Here is a 15,314-nt window from a genome sequence, read left to right on the forward strand (position 1 = left end):
AAGGTGAGGTGAGCAAGAAATGGCAAAGATTATTCAGTTATCCGATGACCTATCAAATAAAATTGCAGCTGGTGAAGTGGTCGAACGCCCGGCTTCTGTTGTGAAGGAGCTCGTGGAAAATGCGATCGATGCTAGTAGTACTGTCATTGAAATCGATGTAGAAGAAGCAGGACTTTCTTCTATTAGAATTATTGATAATGGGGTGGGAATCGATGCTGAAGATTGTAAGCTCGCCTTTCAGCGTCATGCGACGAGTAAAATCAAAGATGAAAATGATCTGTTTCGTGTCAGGACGCTCGGTTTCAGGGGGGAGGCGCTGCCAAGTATTGCCTCCGTCTCTCACTTAGAAATGAAGACAAGTACCGGTGAAGGTGCTGGAACACACTTAGCTCTCCAAGGCGGGAAGATCATTTCGGAGAAAAAAACTTCTGGCCGTCGCGGCACCGAAATTGTGGTCACCAATTTATTTTATAATACGCCAGCCCGTCTAAAATACATGAAAACTGTTCATACGGAGCTTGGCAACATTTCTGATGTTGTGAACCGAATTGCACTTGCTCATCCAGAAGTGTCGATTCGTTTGCGACATCAAGGAAAAGTGCTGCTTCAAACAAATGGAAACGGAGATGTGCGGCATGTGCTTGCGGCCATTTATGGAACGGCAGTGGCCAAAAAAATGCTGCCACTACATGTACAATCACTTGATTTTGAAGTAAAAGGCTATATTTCCTTACCAGAAGTGACAAGGGCATCACGTAATTACATGTCTTCTGTTGTCAACGGCAGATATGTCAAGCATTTCCCGCTGGTGAAAGCCATTCATGAAGGATACCATACACTGCTCCCAATCGGACGCCATCCGATTACATTTATTGAGATGAAGATGGACCCAATTTTAGTCGATGTGAACGTACATCCTTCTAAACTTGAAGTAAGACTAAGTAAAGAGCAGGAACTTCATGAGTTGATCAAACAAGGGATTAAAGACGTCTTTCAAAAGCAGCAGCTCATTCCAAGTGCTACAGTGCCAAAAAAAGCACCAATGCCAGCAGTGAAAAATGAGCAGCAGTCTTTATCTTTTGATTCTAAACAAACAATGAATAGCCGAATGGAAACACCTGTTTCCTATGAGCCGGACTCGCTCGCATCGGCTGTATACGAGACCAGTCAGAACGACACATACGGTATGCGTGAACCGGAAAGTACGGAAGCGACTTTACCAGCATCGTCTGAAGAAACGTTTGACCATGTATATGTAGAGGAATCTGCAGTTTCGCATGAACAACATGACGAAGTGATACTGGAAGAGAGTGAAGCCCAGCATCAGGCTGAAAGTGAACGTGTCCCTGTGATGTATCCGATTGGACAAATGCACGGAACGTATATTTTGGCTCAAAATGAACGTGGTCTTTATATCATCGATCAGCACGCTGCCCAAGAGCGAATCAAGTATGAGTACTTTCGTGAAAAGGTAGGAGACATTGAACAGGAAGTGCAAGAAATGCTTGTTCCATTAACCTTTCACTACTCAAAAAACGATATGTTGATTATTGAAGAGCATATCGATATTTTAGCAAAAGTAGGGGTCTTCTTAGAGCCATTCGGATCAGGCAGCTATATCGTTCGATCGCATCCGCAGTGGTTTCCTAAAGGAGAAGAGGCTGAACTCATCGAAGAAATCATTCAGCAAGTACTTGATGAAAAGCGTGTGGATATCAAGAAACTGAGAGAAGAAGCGGCGATCATGATGAGCTGTAAAGGCTCGATTAAAGCAAATCGTCATTTGCGTCACGATGAAATCAAAGCCTTATTAGATGAACTCCGGCAAACACAAGACCCATTTACATGTCCGCATGGCCGGCCGATTATGATTCATCATTCCACATATGAAATGGAGAAGATGTTTAAGCGGGTGATGTAGCTAGGTTTGAAATGGTGGGTGAATCGGTTTGCCCACCAATTAATTTTTCAACCCGATAGTTTGGTTCCTGTTGTTGTGATGTGAAGATAAACATCCGCTGTCATGTTGTAAGGATAACCCCTTTCCTCAAAAGGATAGGGGTTTTTGTTATTTGGTTATACGATTAAGTGAAGCGTGATATGATTGTAAAAAGGAGGGAATATGATGACATTCAAAAAAGCGTTCAATATAGGTTACTTTGTTTTGCTTTTATCTTTTTTTGTCGTATATTTTTTGCTTCCAGTCGATCAACTATTTACCGCAATTATGATCCTAACCTTACTATTTGGCGTATATCAATTTGTGATTTTTAAAAAACTAAAAGAGCAAAAATATAATAAAAAACGCCATATGTGGTTTTGCCAACTAAATGATGACAGACCATCATGAGATATGGTGTAACAATTATATAAAATGCAGTAAGCACAGCGGCAAGACATGTGATAAATGAGAAAAAGCGCTCTAAGAGCGCTTCAGGCTGTCGAGAAAATCTCGACAGCTTTATTTTTTCCCTTAAATTTTCCACTACCCCATTTTATAATAGAGAAAAGCATACTAAAGGAAGGTGTTTTTCTCATGTTCCACACTAGAAATTCTTCTCAGCACGAAGCCGAATTTGTATTACTAGATCAACTGGTCGAAGAGGATCACCTGCTTCGTAAAATTGATCAATACATTGATTTTTCATTTATCATAGACAAAGTAAAACCATATTATAGTGAGAATAAAGGTCGTCCTTCTCTCGATCCACTCATTTTGTTCAAAATGATGTTCATCGGATACCTGTATGGTATCCGTTCTGAAAGACAACTTGAAAAAGAAATTTACTATAACATGGCGTATAGATGGTTTTTAGGTTTGAACATCAATGACCCCGTTCCTCATCACTCGACCATTAGCTGGAATCGTCGTACTCGATTCAAAGATACAACGATTTTTCAAGACATTTTCGACGAGATCGTGCTTCAAGCTATCAATCATGATATGGTAGGAGGCCGCGTTCTTTTTACTGACTCCACTCATCTTAAAGCCAATGCCAATAAACATAAATATACGAGAAAAACGATTGAGCAGGATACCCAGAACTATATAAATGATTTAGAAGAAGCGATCCAAGAAGATCGGGTGGCACACGGAAAAAAGCCCTTAAAGGTAAAAGAGGAGGTGAAAACGGAAAAAGACATTCGTCAAAGTACGACTGATCCTGAAAGTGGCTATCTTTATCGTGAAAACAAACCGGAAGGCTTTTTCTACCTAGACCACCGTACAACGGATATGAAGTACAATATCATCACGGATGCCCACATCACGCCCGGTAATGTCCATGATTCTGTTCCGTATCTTGATCGGTTGGATCACCAAATCGCACGATTTGGTTTTCAAGTAGAAGCTGTTGCCCTTGATTCTGGTTATTTGACGACCCCAATCTGTAAAGGTTTATCAGATCGCCGTATTTTTGGTGTCATCGCACATAGACGCTTTCATCCAACAAGAGGTTTATTTGAGAAGTGGAAATTCAAGTATGACTCTGAACATGATCATTACATATGCCCAAATGGTGAGAAGCTATTATATACAACAACTGATCGAAAAGGTTATAGGTTCTACAAATCAGATCCTAAAAAATGTACATCGTGTCCTTTCCTTGAAAGATGCACAAGGTCGAAAAATCATCAAAAAGTCATCTCAAGACACATATGGGAAGAACATAAAGAAAAGATCAGACAAAATCGTCTATCTGTCTCTGGAAAAGAGCTATATAAAAAAAGAAAAGAAAAAATAGAGCGAAGCTTTGCAGATTCAAAACAACTGCACGGGCTTCGCTACTGCCGGTTGAGGGGAAAACAAAATGTGAGTGAGCAAGTTCTTCTCACAGCTGCCTGTCAGAACATGAAGAAGATTGCCACACATCTAGCGAAGCTAGGTTAGGTGTGTGGGAGGCCTTTTTCATTCAATCTCATCCATCATCATTACGATGAAAATAAAAAAGATTGTAGAAAAACATGAGTTTCTCTACAATCTGAAGCGCTCTAAGAGCGCTTTTTTGTTTAGCATCCGCAAGGATTTGGCGGTGTGACGACAACTGGTCGTTTATTAATATCAATCGTATCCTCTGCATAAAATGTGGAACCGATGCTGATCGCACGATTTTCTGCGCGGAACGTATATGTACCTGCAGCAGGAAGTACTTTATGAGAAAGTTGTAATGTATATTGGGAACTTCCGAATAAATCGAAACGAGCTGGAATGCGGACAGTTTTTCCATTGTTCAAAATGTAACTGTCTTTTAAAGCTTTTCCATTGATAATATCCTTTGTTGTGGCTTGAAAACCTGCTGGTAAAGTAAATTCAACTGCACCAATACTTAGAACAGAATTTGGACGGTAAGTCAGGTCAATGTCAGAAAAAGACCATTCTTGTTTACTTGCTCCTGTGATTTTTGCATAAAGGGCAGCTGGCCTTGCATTCGTTGAAGCTTTGCTTTCCTCTGTTTTAGCCCCTTCAGCTGATGCGGCTAGCGGTACTGAGAGTGCCATGACCAATGTAAGCATCCCCATCATAATCATTGTCCATGTTTTCTTCATTTCTTCCTTCCCCCTTGGTTGATTATAGGTAAATAATAGATGATTACATCCATTATTTACCTATAAGGTTACCATATTCCTATATGTCATTAAATGGTATTTTATACCCTTATTTTGCTTGTTTTTTAGTAATAACGGGGTAGGAATGCATTTGGTTGGTTCATTCCGTAAGCATTTCCTGTCATATGATGATTTGCAGGCATCATCATCTGCATATCATGATAGCCGTTTGGATGGTAGGGAGCCATACCATAACCGCCGTAGTGACCGAAGTGATGGTGATCGTTCATCTGTACATTTGAATAGGGTTCATACTGCTTCGTAAAAGGGGAATAGGCTGAATGATGATGCGGGTGGTGTCCGCTATAAGCATCTTTTTTACCGGTATGATAATGATTTGGCATATTCATATGGTCATGCATGTTTGGTGCGATCATATGCTCATGATTGGCTGTATACACATTTTCAAACGTGTGATAGGGATTTCCTTGATGGTAATGGTTGGTTTGGTTATTCATATTATTCATTTTGTATCTCATCCTTTTTTTCAGGTTGCCATATCTTATGAGCTGCACCTGTTTCATGAGCCTATCCATATGAAAGAAAAGAACGACATGTAACAAAAAAACCGGCTTTTCAGCCGGGAAAACAAAAAGCAGGTGCAGCGTCAAACGCTAAAATGAGAAGCTATGTCTTTTTTTGCGACGCTTCTTACATCTGCTGCAGACACTTTTAGGAAAATAATGGGGATCGTAGCTTCTTGACGTATCCCAAAAATCGCTCTCAAACCAATCATCTTTTTTATGATAAAACTTCTTTTTTTCACACGGATCAATATGGTGATGATCGTCATGCTTTTTATAGCATTTTGAGTGGGAATGTTTGCTCTTGCATTTGCACATTGTCATCCCTCCTAAATGTGACTCAATGCTAGTATATGCAAGAAAGGTGTACGAGGACTGGATGGTGGCGCTCCTTTTGTAAAAAAAGGCTAATTCTTTAAAAACTCAAATAAAAAGAATTGACTAGTGCTAAATTAACATGATAAAATATAAATTTTTATCCTCTGCTGAAATGTGTTATAATGATATTGTGAATACTTTCGGAGGTGGCGGATTTGTTTCAAATAGGTGATAAAATTGTTTATCCAATGCATGGAGCCGGTGTGATTGAAGGAATGGAAGAAAAAGAGATTTTAGGTAAGACGCAGGAATATTTTCTGATTCAAATGCCGAATATGCAGATGATGGTCCCAAAAGGCAGAATCAATCAACTAGGTATACGTCCGGTAGCTGATCAAGCTACGCTGAAAGTTGTGATGAACAATTTTGCAGAAGAAACAAACGACGACACGCTTACTTGGAAGCAAAGATATGATGAAAATCTGAAAAAGCTAAAAACAGGTTCGATTGAAGATGGTGCAGACGTTGTCAAAGATCTGATGAGACGTAATCAGAAAAAAGCCTTAAATTCTAGTGAAAAGAAGATGCTTGAAGATGCACGGGGCATGTTAGTGAGCGAAATTTCACTGGCACAAGGCATGTCGCAAGATGAAGTGCTGACAGCATTAGAGAATGAATTAAGAGTTTAATGCTGGATATACAGAGACTGGCTGTAAACAGAAGGAGATGTTCCTTTTGTTTACAGCTTTTTTATTTGAAAAAAGATGAAAATTCCCAATTTTGTAGGTGTTTTTGACTAAAACTAAAATGAGGTCATAGGATTTAGTTTTTACTTGCACATGAACCGTTTTAAAGAAGCCGAAAATACCTAGGGCAACATAAAAAAACAGGTAAGTTCTCCTGATTCATGAAAAGGAGCCGGACATTCTTTGAATTCTTTTAGCGATTGATAGTAAAATAATGCGATAAGATGACATCGAAGAGAATGAAAAGGAGCGGTGAAATGAAAAGACTACTCATATGTGGATTCATCTTTCTCATCCTGTGTGCTCTTTTAATGGTGAAATGCAGCCATTCTATCCAAGAAAATAAAGAGCAAAAACAACATCATGAAGAAGTAGAAAAGTATAAGAAAGAGCGAAAAAAAGGGGATCAATATGAAAGTTTTAAACAGCTTATACGGCATGAAAGAGACGGCTATGAGATAGAGTTTCATGAAAAAGGGGGAAGTGACTTACTTGTCTTTTCTCCTCACGGCGGCGAAATTGAACCAGGAACAAGTGAAATTGTAGATGCATTTGAAAAGAAGTACTCTACGTATTTATTTGAAGGGACAAAACAAGACAACAATCGTGACTTGCATATCACTAGTACAAAATTCGATGAACCGATTTTGGTTCAAATGATTAAAACATATCCCTTTTCTATATCTATTCACGGCTATAAAAGTGATAGAAGACATACACTTGTGGGCGGGACAAACGAAAAAATGCAAGAAGCGGTTGTGCGAGAACTAAAAGACCGGGGCTTCTCCGCAGAGCTCGTGCAAAAAGGCGAGCGCCTCTCCGGAACGGATCCAAACAACATTAATAATCAAAATGCCAGTGGCGAAAGTGTCCAGTTAGAAATTAGTACGGCGCAGAGAAAAGCCTTTTTTGACAACTTTGATACGAGAAAAGGAAAGAAAAAAGCATTTAGTCGCTATGTCAGTGGTTTAAAAGAAGTGCTTAGAGAATTCGACCCTTCTTCGTAGAAAAAAGGTTTTGATGGGCAAAAGTACTCTCTTTAAACTTGGTAAAAAAGATAGAAATGTGCAAAATCAACATAAAATATGAAATAAATGACAATTTGCCTTAAAATCATAAATTATGTAAAATAATAGTTATCAGTTTGATATGATAGAATGGGGCTGAAGTGGATGGCACACAAAATACCATCTTCCGAAGTAGGTGTAAAAATCAATCAATGGTACACACATATTTGCAAATTTGAAGTTGATCAGGCAAACGATATGAAGCGCCTTGTTGAAGAAGACATTCATGAGATGGAAGAAGATCAAGATTTATTACTCTATTATTCTCTCATGGATTTTCGCCATCAAATGATGCTTCAGCACTTAACGCCAGTCCATGCAGGGAATGAATCGCTTCAAGCGGTCTCTTTTCCAAAAGAAATTGAAGAGGCAGAAGATGAGATGACGGGTTTATTGGGCTATTACTTTCATTTTTTCCATGGAATGTATGCATTTACCCAGCACCGGTATATCGAAGCCATTTCCTATTATAAGCATGCGGAACATCAGCTGATCTTAGTGACAGATGAGATCGAAAAAGCGGAATTTTATTATAAAATTGCTGAAGTATACTATCATATGAAACAAACCTATTTTTCTATGCATTATGCGAAAAAAGCGAGAGACATCTATAAGAAACATCAGCTTTATGGAAAAAGAAGCATTCAATGCGATTTTGTGATGGCAGGTAATTGGATTGATGTAAGTCAGCATCAAAAAGCGCTCCCGTATTTAGAAAAAGCTTTAAAAGTGTGTGAAGCAATGGAAAGAAAAGAATGCACATCTTATTTTAAGGCGATGGCCCTCAATAACTTAGGAACTTGTCATTATAGTATGGGAACCTATCATACAGCCACTGTCTTCTTTGAACAAGCCATTTCACTTTATCAAAAAGATCAAGCTGCAACGATGATCAAATCATTGTTTTCACTGGCTCTTACTTGTTTTAAACTCGAAGATATGGAGCGAGCGAGTGAGGCTATAAAGGAAGGCATGAATCAGGCCTCTATATTGGGAGATGAAATTTATCAATTGAAATTCCAATTTTTACAGGCACTCTATATAGAAACAGACAGCTCTGAACAATTGAGGTCAGCCCTTTTGGGACTACGAAACAAAAAAATGTTTGCTGATTTAGAGGAATTGGCACTTGATGCGGCTAATTATTATAAGGAACGCGACATGTACAAGGAATCTTCCACTTTTTTTGAAATTGTGATCGAAGCGCGTACGCACATTCAAAAAGGAGATGAGATGTATGAGAACGAAGCATAACATGTCAGCTGCTCAAGTAGAAGAAAGACTTCACACATAAAAACAGACAAAACAACACCCTTTACGAAAAACGTAAAGGGCTTTTTTATTTATTCTTGGATTGCTTTTTCTGCGTCGATGGCACCTGCTCCGTAAATCATTGGGTCCTCTCCAGACCACTTGCTTGTATTTTCTTTTAATAAAGTTTTGACTTCATCAGGTGTTAAATCTGGTGAATGCTCTAATAATAGTGCGCAGATACCGGCACAAATGGGTGTCGCCATCGAAGTGCCAGATAACGTCGTATAATCATCATCGACTCTACTTGATTTATCTAGTTTATCTAGGAATGATCTTGGTGATCTAAGAGAGACGATATTGACTCCTGGTGCGAGGAGGTCAGGCTTTGTTTCACCGTAGACCGTTGGACCTCTGCTCGAAAATGGTGCCACGACATCGTCACTTGATTCTGGCGTATTTCGATCATCATAGGCTCCGACCGTAATGACTTTTTGACTCACGGCAGGGCTTGCGATCGTTTGACTGTTAGGACCAGAGTTCCCGGCAGCAACGCATACGACAATCCCTTGATCCCAAGCTGCATTGACAGCGCGCACCATCGGATCGTCTTGTTCGTCATCATAACGCTGTGCATCGCCGCCTAGTGACATACTGATAATGTGAATTGGGTCATCAGGATGGTCTTCGTTGAACTGTATGCACCACTCAACACCTTCTATAATAGTAGAAAGTGATCCAGCGCCTTGTTTATTTAATACTTTTACCCCAATGATATTGGCTTTTGGAGCGGGTCCTTTGTATAAGCCGTCTGAGGCAGCTCCGTCTCCAGCCACATCCCCAGCGCAATGCGTTCCATGACCGTTATCATCATAAGGTTTCGTTTTTTGTTTGACTAAATCTACAAAGTCGCGAATTCTTCCATCTAAGTCCTCATGTGGGTATACGCCTGTGTCAACGACCGCAACCGTAATGCCTTCACCGGTTAAGGTCGTGCCATTTCGGACGACTTCATCCGCATGACTTGATTGTGTTGCCACATCCAGCAGTGCATGTACCTGTCTGTCTAAATATATTTTGCGAATATGCTCCTCATTCGCTAAGAGTTCCTCTAAAGCAGCAGGGGTAAGATCAGCAGCGCAGCAGTTAATATGTGAAAAATGTTTTTTGATGTTTGTTTTTCTGCTTTTTTTCATTAGCTGCTTTGTGCTTTGAATACCTGCTTCGACTGCATCTTCTTTAAATTCAATGATGACCCGAAGCTTCTTGCTCTTCTTTAACCTTCCTTCAAAAAAACGATGAAGAAAACAAGGCGTCCACTTAAAAGGCTTATAGAGGTGAAGGACGGTCTCTCTTAAAGGCTGATCCAATTTACTAGCATGTGTTCTGACCATTTGTACCATGGAAAATCCAAACATGTGATGCCCTCCATTCTAGCTATCCATTCTCGTACACTCTTACGTTATGAACATGACAGCATCTTTGTTCGGATTCTTGTCCCTTCTTTTGTTCATATTGGCGGCTGACTCATTCCCTTTAAAAAGAAAAGCGCTTACATTTTGTAAAATAATAGAAAAAGGTGGAAATCATATCAAAACTGCCGATGATAGGTGGGAGAGTTCTTCTTAGAGAACCAGTAAAACAGAGGATTCTGCAGAAAAAAGGGGGTTCTAGACAGGGTCAATGCTCATACAAATGTGATTCATTCCAGATGAAAAAAATCAAATTCGCATAAAAAAAAGACGAATTAAAGAAAACAGACTGGGTAGGACTAGGTCATTTTAAACATAACTTCATTTGTTTGTCATACTATTCTAACTCTGTTTTCAATCAGGAGAGGCGTTTCTGTGTATATAAATGCAATTATCTTATTTTTGAGGAATCTCATGATCTAGAGTGTTATGATCAAATTTGAAGAGAAAATGTGGAAAAAATGAAAAGAAATGATGCTTCAATATTAATCATAGAAACGGCTTAGAAATCTGTTAAAGGAGAACGGGAATGAAGAAGTTTTTTGCTTTGCTTCTCCTGCTTGTCATCGGATGGGGCGTCTATTATACCATGCAAGCACAGGAACATGATGAGCCAGTGTCATCAGGTGGAGAAGACGAAAGCGGTTCAAATGATATGTATCGCAATTTTAAAGAACTGGAAGAGAATGAATCAACAGATCATTATCAAATTACATCCAATCCAGTGCCCGGCAGCCGTCTTCTAGTGATGTCGCCTCATGGCGGGAGAATCGAAGGCGGCGTTAGTGAGATTGTCCATTTTTTTGATAACGATTTTTCTACGTACTTATTTGAAGGTTTGAGAGAAAATGCATCAGAACTTCATATTACAAGTACAAACTTCGATGAACCAATCGGAGTCGCACAGGCAAAAGCACATGATTATGTATTAGCTGTTCATGGATATAGAGGGGAGCCGGGAATTGACCACACCCTTGTTGGCGGAACAGACTATGACCGTGCTGAAAAAATTGTGAACTCATTAGAGCGCAACGGTTTTTCTGCTGAACTTGCAGTTGCACACGCAACCCTAAGCGGAACGAGCAATCATAATATTAATAATCTTACAAAAACAGGGCAAAGTGTACAGCTTGAGATTAGTAGAAGTCAACGGGAAGCGTTATTTGACAGTTTCGATTTTCGGCAGCGGTCGAGTACAAAAAACGAGACGTTCTACCGGTATGTCAGGGCGATTCGAACGGTGCTGGATGAAGAATATACGTAAGGATGGTGCACATCTTAAGACAGCAAGATGAATTCTTGTTACACTATAAAAAGTGATAACAAAAGGAGAGACAGATATGGCGCGTCATCATTTTCATCTTCAGGCAAGCTGGCCTGGTCTGCGTAACGATGTGGGGACAATCGAATGTGAACAGTTAAAGACGAAGATTTCCATTCCAAAAGAAATGGATGGACCGGGTATTGGAACAAATCCAGATGAGATGCTCCTAGGTGCAGCAGCCACATGTTATATCATTACACTTGCAGCCATGATGGAGCGGAGTCAATTAGAGAAAGAGGATTTATCGATGAGCTCTGAGGCAGTTGTCGATGTGACAAACGGTGTGTTTACATATGAGAAAATTATTCATCGTCCTGTCATCATTCTCAAAGAGTCGGCTACAGCACAGGACATAGAACGAGCTCGTAAGCTTGCACATAAAGCTGAAAGCTCATGTATGATCTCTAGAGCTGTGCAAGGGAATGTCCATATTTCCTTAGAAGAAACCATCAAAGCTGGTCATTAAGACAAAAAAGTCATTTTCTCTTGATTAATGGAGAAAATGACTTTTTTTATGACGTCCATTCGGTTTGATCGAATGGTTCTTTCTTTTCTTCCTTTTGTTTTTTGGATTGATTTAAGACAATGACGCCACATATGACAAGTGCAAGACCAATAAATCCTTTCATATGAATGGTTTCGTTAAATAGCACGAGGCCCACTAGAGCAGTAAGTGCTGTACCGACTCCAGACCATGTGGCATATGCAGATGACAGCTCAATTGTTTTGAGTGCCAAACTGAGAAAGGTGAAGGCACACCCAAATCCGATCAGCACCCCCATACTCGGCAGCACTTGTGTAAAACCTTGCGAAAGCTTCAGCATTGTACTGCCAAAAACCTCTGTCAAAATGGCTCCTGTTAAATAAAGCATTCCTTTCATATCACTTCACATCCTTTAAGACATATTTAATAGTACGACCCCTGAAACAAGCATTGCCATTCCAATAAGTGCTTGACAGTTCAAGGTTTCTTTGAAAAAGAGCACGCCAAAAAAAGCCGTGAGGACGGTACCTACCCCAGACCATGTGGCGTAAGACATGCTAAGTGGAATGATATTAAGGGTCAATGACAGCATGTAAAAAGCAAGTGTATAGCCAGCGACAACGACAGCGCTAGGTTTAAAGCGTGTGAAACCATTTGATAGTTTCAACATCGCTGCCCCAATTGCTTCTGAAAAAATGGCGATAGCCAAAAAAAGATATCCGAGGATCATCATCATCCCTCCTCTAAAATGTGTAAAATCCGATGAAGTAAAAGGGTTTTTTCCTCTCGATTCAATGGTTCAAGCTGAAACATTTCTGAAAACCATATGCCATCACAGGCAAGACGGATCAATTGGCTAAGTGCAAGGTCATTGATTTCCTCGGCTGCTTTTTCTTTAAATTCCGCATAAAAATGACGCCAAGGATTTAATAACGCTTCATCGAATGACATGGTTGCCAGCATACTTGTACATAGCTGTGTAGTGTTTTGTCTATCAAGATCATTTAATGTGGCCAATATATAGGCACGTACATAAGGTGCCTTTTCGTTTTTGTATGTTTCCTGATACGTGTCAAGCTGCTGACGAAAAGAGGCAACAGCATGCTCATTCATTTGCTGGATCAGGTCTTCCTTGCTCGAAAAATGATACAGTAGCCCGGCTTTGGTCATATTTGCATGTTCTGCCACTTGCTGAAGGGTGAGCTGACTCAATCCTTCTTTTAGAATGGTGTGAGCTGCTGCCTCAAAGATTTGTTCTTTTTTCGTTTTAGACATAAAAAAAACACCTACTTTACTGAACGGTCGGTAAAGTAAATGTTAACCTATGAAAAACAAATGTGTCAATCGATTCATTTTATAAGAGGATGTTTTCACTAAATCGTCATATTTAATAATAAGGGTATGGTCCATATGGCGGGTATGGCGGTGGATAAGGATAACCATAGCCATATCCTGGAGCAAGAAGCGACCCAGCTAGAAGCCCACCAGCAAAACCACCTAAAAATGGCGGTCCAAAAAATCCAGGTCTCCCATAGCCAAAACCAGGGCGCCCAAACCCAAACCCAGGTCTTCCAAAACCAAAAGGTCTTCTCATCTCATCTTGAACAAACGGTGCGTCAAAATAATTCATAAAAAAAGACTCCTTTCACATAAAATCACTGTAACTGACATCAGTGTATTCGAGTGGCCCACTTGTGTTTGGGTGAATGCCTAAAATAAGGAGGAATGTAAAAAATGGGCCTGTATCCGTCTGATTGGGCTAAATGTCCACCTCATGCACATGCTTATAAAGCGCGAACGGATGTAACCGAAGAACATTATCATTTAATAGAAGGTATTTCTCAGCCTGTGAATGGAAGCAGTACCGACAGACATACTCATTATTACCGGGGGATCACGTCATTTGAAAGAGGGCATTTTCATAGATATTATGGCGTCACTGGACCTGCTATCCCAAGAGTGGACGGGACGCACTACCATGAAATTGAGGAAGTCACGTTTTCTGCCTATATCGACTCTGTCCCGATTCCATACGGGGGAGTCGTTTACAGTCCAGATGAAGAAAGGCCAACGCATAAGCACCGTTTAAAAGGAAAGACATATGAAGTGGTCGGGAATGAACCACTTGGCTGGTGACGGGAGGATATAGGAGAGAAAGAGAAGTTATGCTATACTGTAGGCAGTTTGTAAAAGAGAGTGATGTTATGAAAAAACAACCAGTGATTGTATTAGTAGGTCCGACGGCTGTCGGAAAAACAAAGCTGAGCATTGATATAGCGAAAGCATTTAATGGAGAAATTATCAGCGGGGATTCCATGCAGATCTATAAAGGGATGGATATTGGCACAGCGAAAATCACCCCTGAAGAAATGAATGGCGTACCGCACCATTTAATCGATATTAAACAACCGGATGAATCGTTTTCTACAGCTGAATTTCAGCAGCTTGTCCGCTTAAAAATCAAAGAGATTGCTGCGAGAGGGAAAACGCCCATGATTGTTGGTGGAACTGGGCTATATATTCAGTCTGTTTTATATGATTACACGTTTACTGATGAGAAAAGTGATCCTGCTTTTAGAGAAGAGATGACGCTGTTTGAACAGCAGCATGGACCGATCAAGCTGTATGAAAAGCTAAAAGAAGCCGATCCTGACGCTGCAAAAGCGATTCATCCGAATAACGTCCGCCGCGTGATCAGGGCGCTTGAAATCATCCATACAACAGGTCAGAAAATGTCTGATATGCAAAACGGGCACCAAGAAATTCCTCTTTATGACACTGCCTTCATTGGGCTGAAAATGGACCGAGAGCTTTTGTACGAGCGCATTCATCAAAGAATTGATATGATGTTAGATGAAGGCTTAATTGAAGAGGTGAGCGCACTTTATCAATTTGGTTTGAAAGATTGTCAGTCTGTTCAAGCGATTGGTTATAAAGAGTTGTATGCCTATTTTCAAGGCGATTGCTCACTTGATGAAGCCATCCAGCAATTAAAACAAAATTCCCGCAGATATGCGAAGCGTCAGTTTACGTGGTTCCGTAATAAAATGGATGTCACCTGGTTTGATATGACACCACCTTGCCACTTTTCGGACAAAAAAGAGGAAATTTTCGCATATATAGCAGGAAAGCTTGGACTTAAAGCGAAACTGTAGTTATCAGAATCAAGGAGGACGAAACATGAAACCGATTAATATTCAGGACCAATTTTTGAATCAGATCCGCAAAGACAATACATTTGTCACAGTATTTTTACTGAATGGCTTTCAGCTTCGCGGTCAAGTAAAGGGATTTGACAATTTCACGGTGCTGCTTGAGACAGAAGGGAAGCAGCAGCTTATTTATAAACATGCGATTTCAACATTTGCACCTCAAAAAAATGTAAATCTTGAATTAGAATAAACACCCGTTTTCACCAATAGCCCCATGCAGCTGCGAATAAACCGGCCGAAACCCGCTACGTTTTTTGTCAGTGCAGAGGGGCTATTTTGTATGCCATGAAACTTTTCTGTCCAAGTTGCGT

At 40.2% G+C, this 15,314-nt stretch carries 18 protein-coding genes; 11 read left to right on the forward strand and 7 right to left on the reverse strand.

Going from position 1 to position 15,314, the window contains the following annotated elements; genetic code table 11:
* Positions 1–19: 19 nt before the first annotated feature.
* The 3 genes from mutL to MHI58_RS08770 all read left to right on the forward strand — a co-directional run bounded on the left by mutL (position 20) and on the right by MHI58_RS08770 (position 3,889).
* On the forward strand, positions 20–1,921 hold the full coding sequence (mutL, locus tag MHI58_RS08760) for a DNA mismatch repair endonuclease MutL (RefSeq protein ID WP_045035126.1): 1,902 nt from the start codon (positions 20–22) through the stop codon (positions 1,919–1,921).
* A gap of 204 nt (positions 1,922–2,125) precedes the next feature.
* The gene (locus MHI58_RS08765) at positions 2,126–2,350 is read left to right on the forward strand and encodes a hypothetical protein (protein ID WP_041507259.1); all 225 of its coding nucleotides are present in this window, start codon (positions 2,126–2,128) and stop codon (positions 2,348–2,350) included.
* Positions 2,351–2,536: 186 nt separating this feature from the next.
* Entirely contained in the window at positions 2,537–3,889 is a 1,353-nt protein-coding gene (locus MHI58_RS08770; protein ID WP_045035328.1) for an IS1182 family transposase, read from the forward strand.
* A gap of 119 nt (positions 3,890–4,008) precedes the next feature.
* On the opposite strand, the gene bslA is transcribed toward MHI58_RS08770, so the two are convergent.
* Positions 4,009–4,545 carry a biofilm surface layer hydrophobin BslA gene (gene bslA, locus MHI58_RS08775; protein ID WP_024720390.1) on the reverse strand — a complete coding sequence of 179 codons (537 nt, stop codon included), beginning with the start codon at positions 4,543–4,545 and terminating at the stop codon, positions 4,009–4,011.
* A gap of 125 nt (positions 4,546–4,670) precedes the next feature.
* A complete protein-coding gene (locus tag MHI58_RS08780) occupies positions 4,671–5,072 on the reverse strand; it encodes a hypothetical protein (protein WP_173408016.1) in 402 nt (133 codons plus the stop codon).
* Positions 5,073–5,662: 590 nt separating this feature from the next.
* Between MHI58_RS08780 and MHI58_RS08785 the strand changes: the two genes are divergently transcribed.
* From MHI58_RS08785 to MHI58_RS08795, 3 genes are all read left to right on the forward strand, one after another.
* Positions 5,663–6,136, forward strand: a complete 474-nt coding sequence (locus MHI58_RS08785; RefSeq protein ID WP_007499456.1) for a CarD family transcriptional regulator — start codon at positions 5,663–5,665, stop codon at positions 6,134–6,136.
* A gap of 314 nt (positions 6,137–6,450) precedes the next feature.
* A complete protein-coding gene (locus MHI58_RS08790; RefSeq protein WP_041507256.1) occupies positions 6,451–7,200 on the forward strand; it encodes a poly-gamma-glutamate hydrolase family protein in 750 nt (249 codons plus the stop codon).
* A 165-nt stretch (positions 7,201–7,365) separates the two neighbouring features.
* Complete coding sequence (locus MHI58_RS08795; protein WP_039166583.1) at positions 7,366–8,514, forward strand: Rap family tetratricopeptide repeat protein; 1,149 nt, start codon at positions 7,366–7,368, stop codon at positions 8,512–8,514.
* An 89-nt stretch (positions 8,515–8,603) separates the two neighbouring features.
* Here the strand turns inward: MHI58_RS08795 and MHI58_RS08800 are convergent, their stop codons facing one another.
* Complete coding sequence (locus MHI58_RS08800; RefSeq protein WP_045035125.1) at positions 8,604–9,929, reverse strand: S8 family peptidase; 1,326 nt, start codon at positions 9,927–9,929, stop codon at positions 8,604–8,606.
* Between the two features lie 583 nt (positions 9,930–10,512).
* Here MHI58_RS08800 and MHI58_RS08805 point away from each other — a divergent pair.
* Both MHI58_RS08805 and MHI58_RS08810 read left to right on the forward strand, forming a co-directional pair.
* On the forward strand, positions 10,513–11,247 hold the full coding sequence (locus MHI58_RS08805) for a poly-gamma-glutamate hydrolase family protein (protein WP_045035124.1): 735 nt from the start codon (positions 10,513–10,515) through the stop codon (positions 11,245–11,247).
* 76 nt (positions 11,248–11,323) lie between these two features.
* Positions 11,324–11,773 carry an OsmC family protein gene (locus MHI58_RS08810; protein ID WP_007499445.1) on the forward strand — a complete coding sequence of 150 codons (450 nt, stop codon included), beginning with the start codon at positions 11,324–11,326 and terminating at the stop codon, positions 11,771–11,773.
* A 46-nt stretch (positions 11,774–11,819) separates the two neighbouring features.
* Here the strand turns inward: MHI58_RS08810 and MHI58_RS08815 are convergent, their stop codons facing one another.
* From MHI58_RS08815 to MHI58_RS08830, 4 genes are all read right to left on the reverse strand, one after another.
* The gene (locus tag MHI58_RS08815) at positions 11,820–12,188 is read right to left on the reverse strand and encodes a multidrug efflux SMR transporter (RefSeq protein WP_007499443.1); all 369 of its coding nucleotides are present in this window, start codon (positions 12,186–12,188) and stop codon (positions 11,820–11,822) included.
* 15 nt (positions 12,189–12,203) lie between these two features.
* Positions 12,204–12,521, reverse strand: coding sequence for a multidrug efflux SMR transporter (locus MHI58_RS08820; RefSeq protein WP_045035123.1), 318 nt, complete (start codon positions 12,519–12,521; stop codon positions 12,204–12,206).
* Positions 12,522–12,523: 2 nt separating this feature from the next.
* A complete protein-coding gene (locus tag MHI58_RS08825; protein WP_045035122.1) occupies positions 12,524–13,066 on the reverse strand; it encodes a TetR/AcrR family transcriptional regulator in 543 nt (180 codons plus the stop codon).
* A gap of 112 nt (positions 13,067–13,178) precedes the next feature.
* Positions 13,179–13,421 (reverse strand): hypothetical protein, encoded by a 243-nt coding sequence (locus MHI58_RS08830; RefSeq protein WP_025207366.1) that lies wholly within the window; start codon positions 13,419–13,421, stop codon positions 13,179–13,181.
* A 104-nt stretch (positions 13,422–13,525) separates the two neighbouring features.
* On the opposite strand from MHI58_RS08830, the gene MHI58_RS08835 reads away from it, so the two are divergent.
* The 3 genes from MHI58_RS08835 to hfq all read left to right on the forward strand — a co-directional run bounded on the left by MHI58_RS08835 (position 13,526) and on the right by hfq (position 15,193).
* On the forward strand, positions 13,526–13,927 hold the full coding sequence (locus tag MHI58_RS08835) for a YmaF family protein (RefSeq protein WP_045035121.1): 402 nt from the start codon (positions 13,526–13,528) through the stop codon (positions 13,925–13,927).
* Positions 13,928–13,995: 68 nt separating this feature from the next.
* Positions 13,996–14,946: a tRNA (adenosine(37)-N6)-dimethylallyltransferase MiaA gene (miaA, locus tag MHI58_RS08840; RefSeq protein ID WP_045035120.1), complete on the forward strand. Its 951-nt coding sequence runs from the start codon at positions 13,996–13,998 to the stop codon at positions 14,944–14,946.
* A 25-nt stretch (positions 14,947–14,971) separates the two neighbouring features.
* The gene (gene hfq, locus MHI58_RS08845) at positions 14,972–15,193 is read left to right on the forward strand and encodes an RNA chaperone Hfq (RefSeq protein ID WP_003211269.1); all 222 of its coding nucleotides are present in this window, start codon (positions 14,972–14,974) and stop codon (positions 15,191–15,193) included.
* Positions 15,194–15,314 lie beyond the last annotated feature (121 nt).

It is taken from the genome of Bacillus sp. FSL K6-2869 (genome assembly GCF_040869405.1).
GTDB classification, from domain to species: Bacteria; Bacillota; Bacilli; order Bacillales; family Bacillaceae; genus Bacillus; species Bacillus altitudinis.

Excerpts from the sequence above, each read along its gene's own strand:
- MHI58_RS08810 (WP_007499445.1), top strand. The coding sequence starts at position 11,324 with ATGGCGCGTCATCATTTTCATCTTCAGGCAAGCTGGCCTGGTCTGCGT.
- hfq (WP_003211269.1), top strand. The coding sequence starts at position 14,972 with ATGAAACCGATTAATATTCAGGACCAATTTTTGAATCAGATCCGCAAA.
- bslA (WP_024720390.1), bottom strand. The coding sequence starts at position 4,545 with ATGAAGAAAACATGGACAATGATTATGATGGGGATGCTTACATTGGTC.
- MHI58_RS08765 (WP_041507259.1), top strand. The coding sequence starts at position 2,126 with ATGACATTCAAAAAAGCGTTCAATATAGGTTACTTTGTTTTGCTTTTA.
- MHI58_RS08820 (WP_045035123.1), bottom strand. The coding sequence starts at position 12,521 with ATGATCCTCGGATATCTTTTTTTGGCTATCGCCATTTTTTCAGAAGCA.
- MHI58_RS08790 (WP_041507256.1), top strand. The coding sequence starts at position 6,451 with ATGAAAAGACTACTCATATGTGGATTCATCTTTCTCATCCTGTGTGCT.
- MHI58_RS08795 (WP_039166583.1), top strand. The coding sequence starts at position 7,366 with ATGGCACACAAAATACCATCTTCCGAAGTAGGTGTAAAAATCAATCAA.
- MHI58_RS08805 (WP_045035124.1), top strand. The coding sequence starts at position 10,513 with ATGAAGAAGTTTTTTGCTTTGCTTCTCCTGCTTGTCATCGGATGGGGC.
- MHI58_RS08815 (WP_007499443.1), bottom strand. The coding sequence starts at position 12,188 with ATGAAAGGAATGCTTTATTTAACAGGAGCCATTTTGACAGAGGTTTTT.
- MHI58_RS08830 (WP_025207366.1), bottom strand. The coding sequence starts at position 13,421 with ATGAATTATTTTGACGCACCGTTTGTTCAAGATGAGATGAGAAGACCT.
- MHI58_RS08800 (WP_045035125.1), bottom strand. The coding sequence starts at position 9,929 with ATGTTTGGATTTTCCATGGTACAAATGGTCAGAACACATGCTAGTAAA.
- mutL (WP_045035126.1), top strand. The coding sequence starts at position 20 with ATGGCAAAGATTATTCAGTTATCCGATGACCTATCAAATAAAATTGCA.
- MHI58_RS08835 (WP_045035121.1), top strand. The coding sequence starts at position 13,526 with ATGGGCCTGTATCCGTCTGATTGGGCTAAATGTCCACCTCATGCACAT.
- MHI58_RS08770 (WP_045035328.1), top strand. The coding sequence starts at position 2,537 with ATGTTCCACACTAGAAATTCTTCTCAGCACGAAGCCGAATTTGTATTA.
- MHI58_RS08825 (WP_045035122.1), bottom strand. The coding sequence starts at position 13,066 with ATGTCTAAAACGAAAAAAGAACAAATCTTTGAGGCAGCAGCTCACACC.
- miaA (WP_045035120.1), top strand. The coding sequence starts at position 13,996 with ATGAAAAAACAACCAGTGATTGTATTAGTAGGTCCGACGGCTGTCGGA.
- MHI58_RS08780 (WP_173408016.1), bottom strand. The coding sequence starts at position 5,072 with ATGAATAATATGAATAACCAAACCAACCATTACCATCAAGGAAATCCC.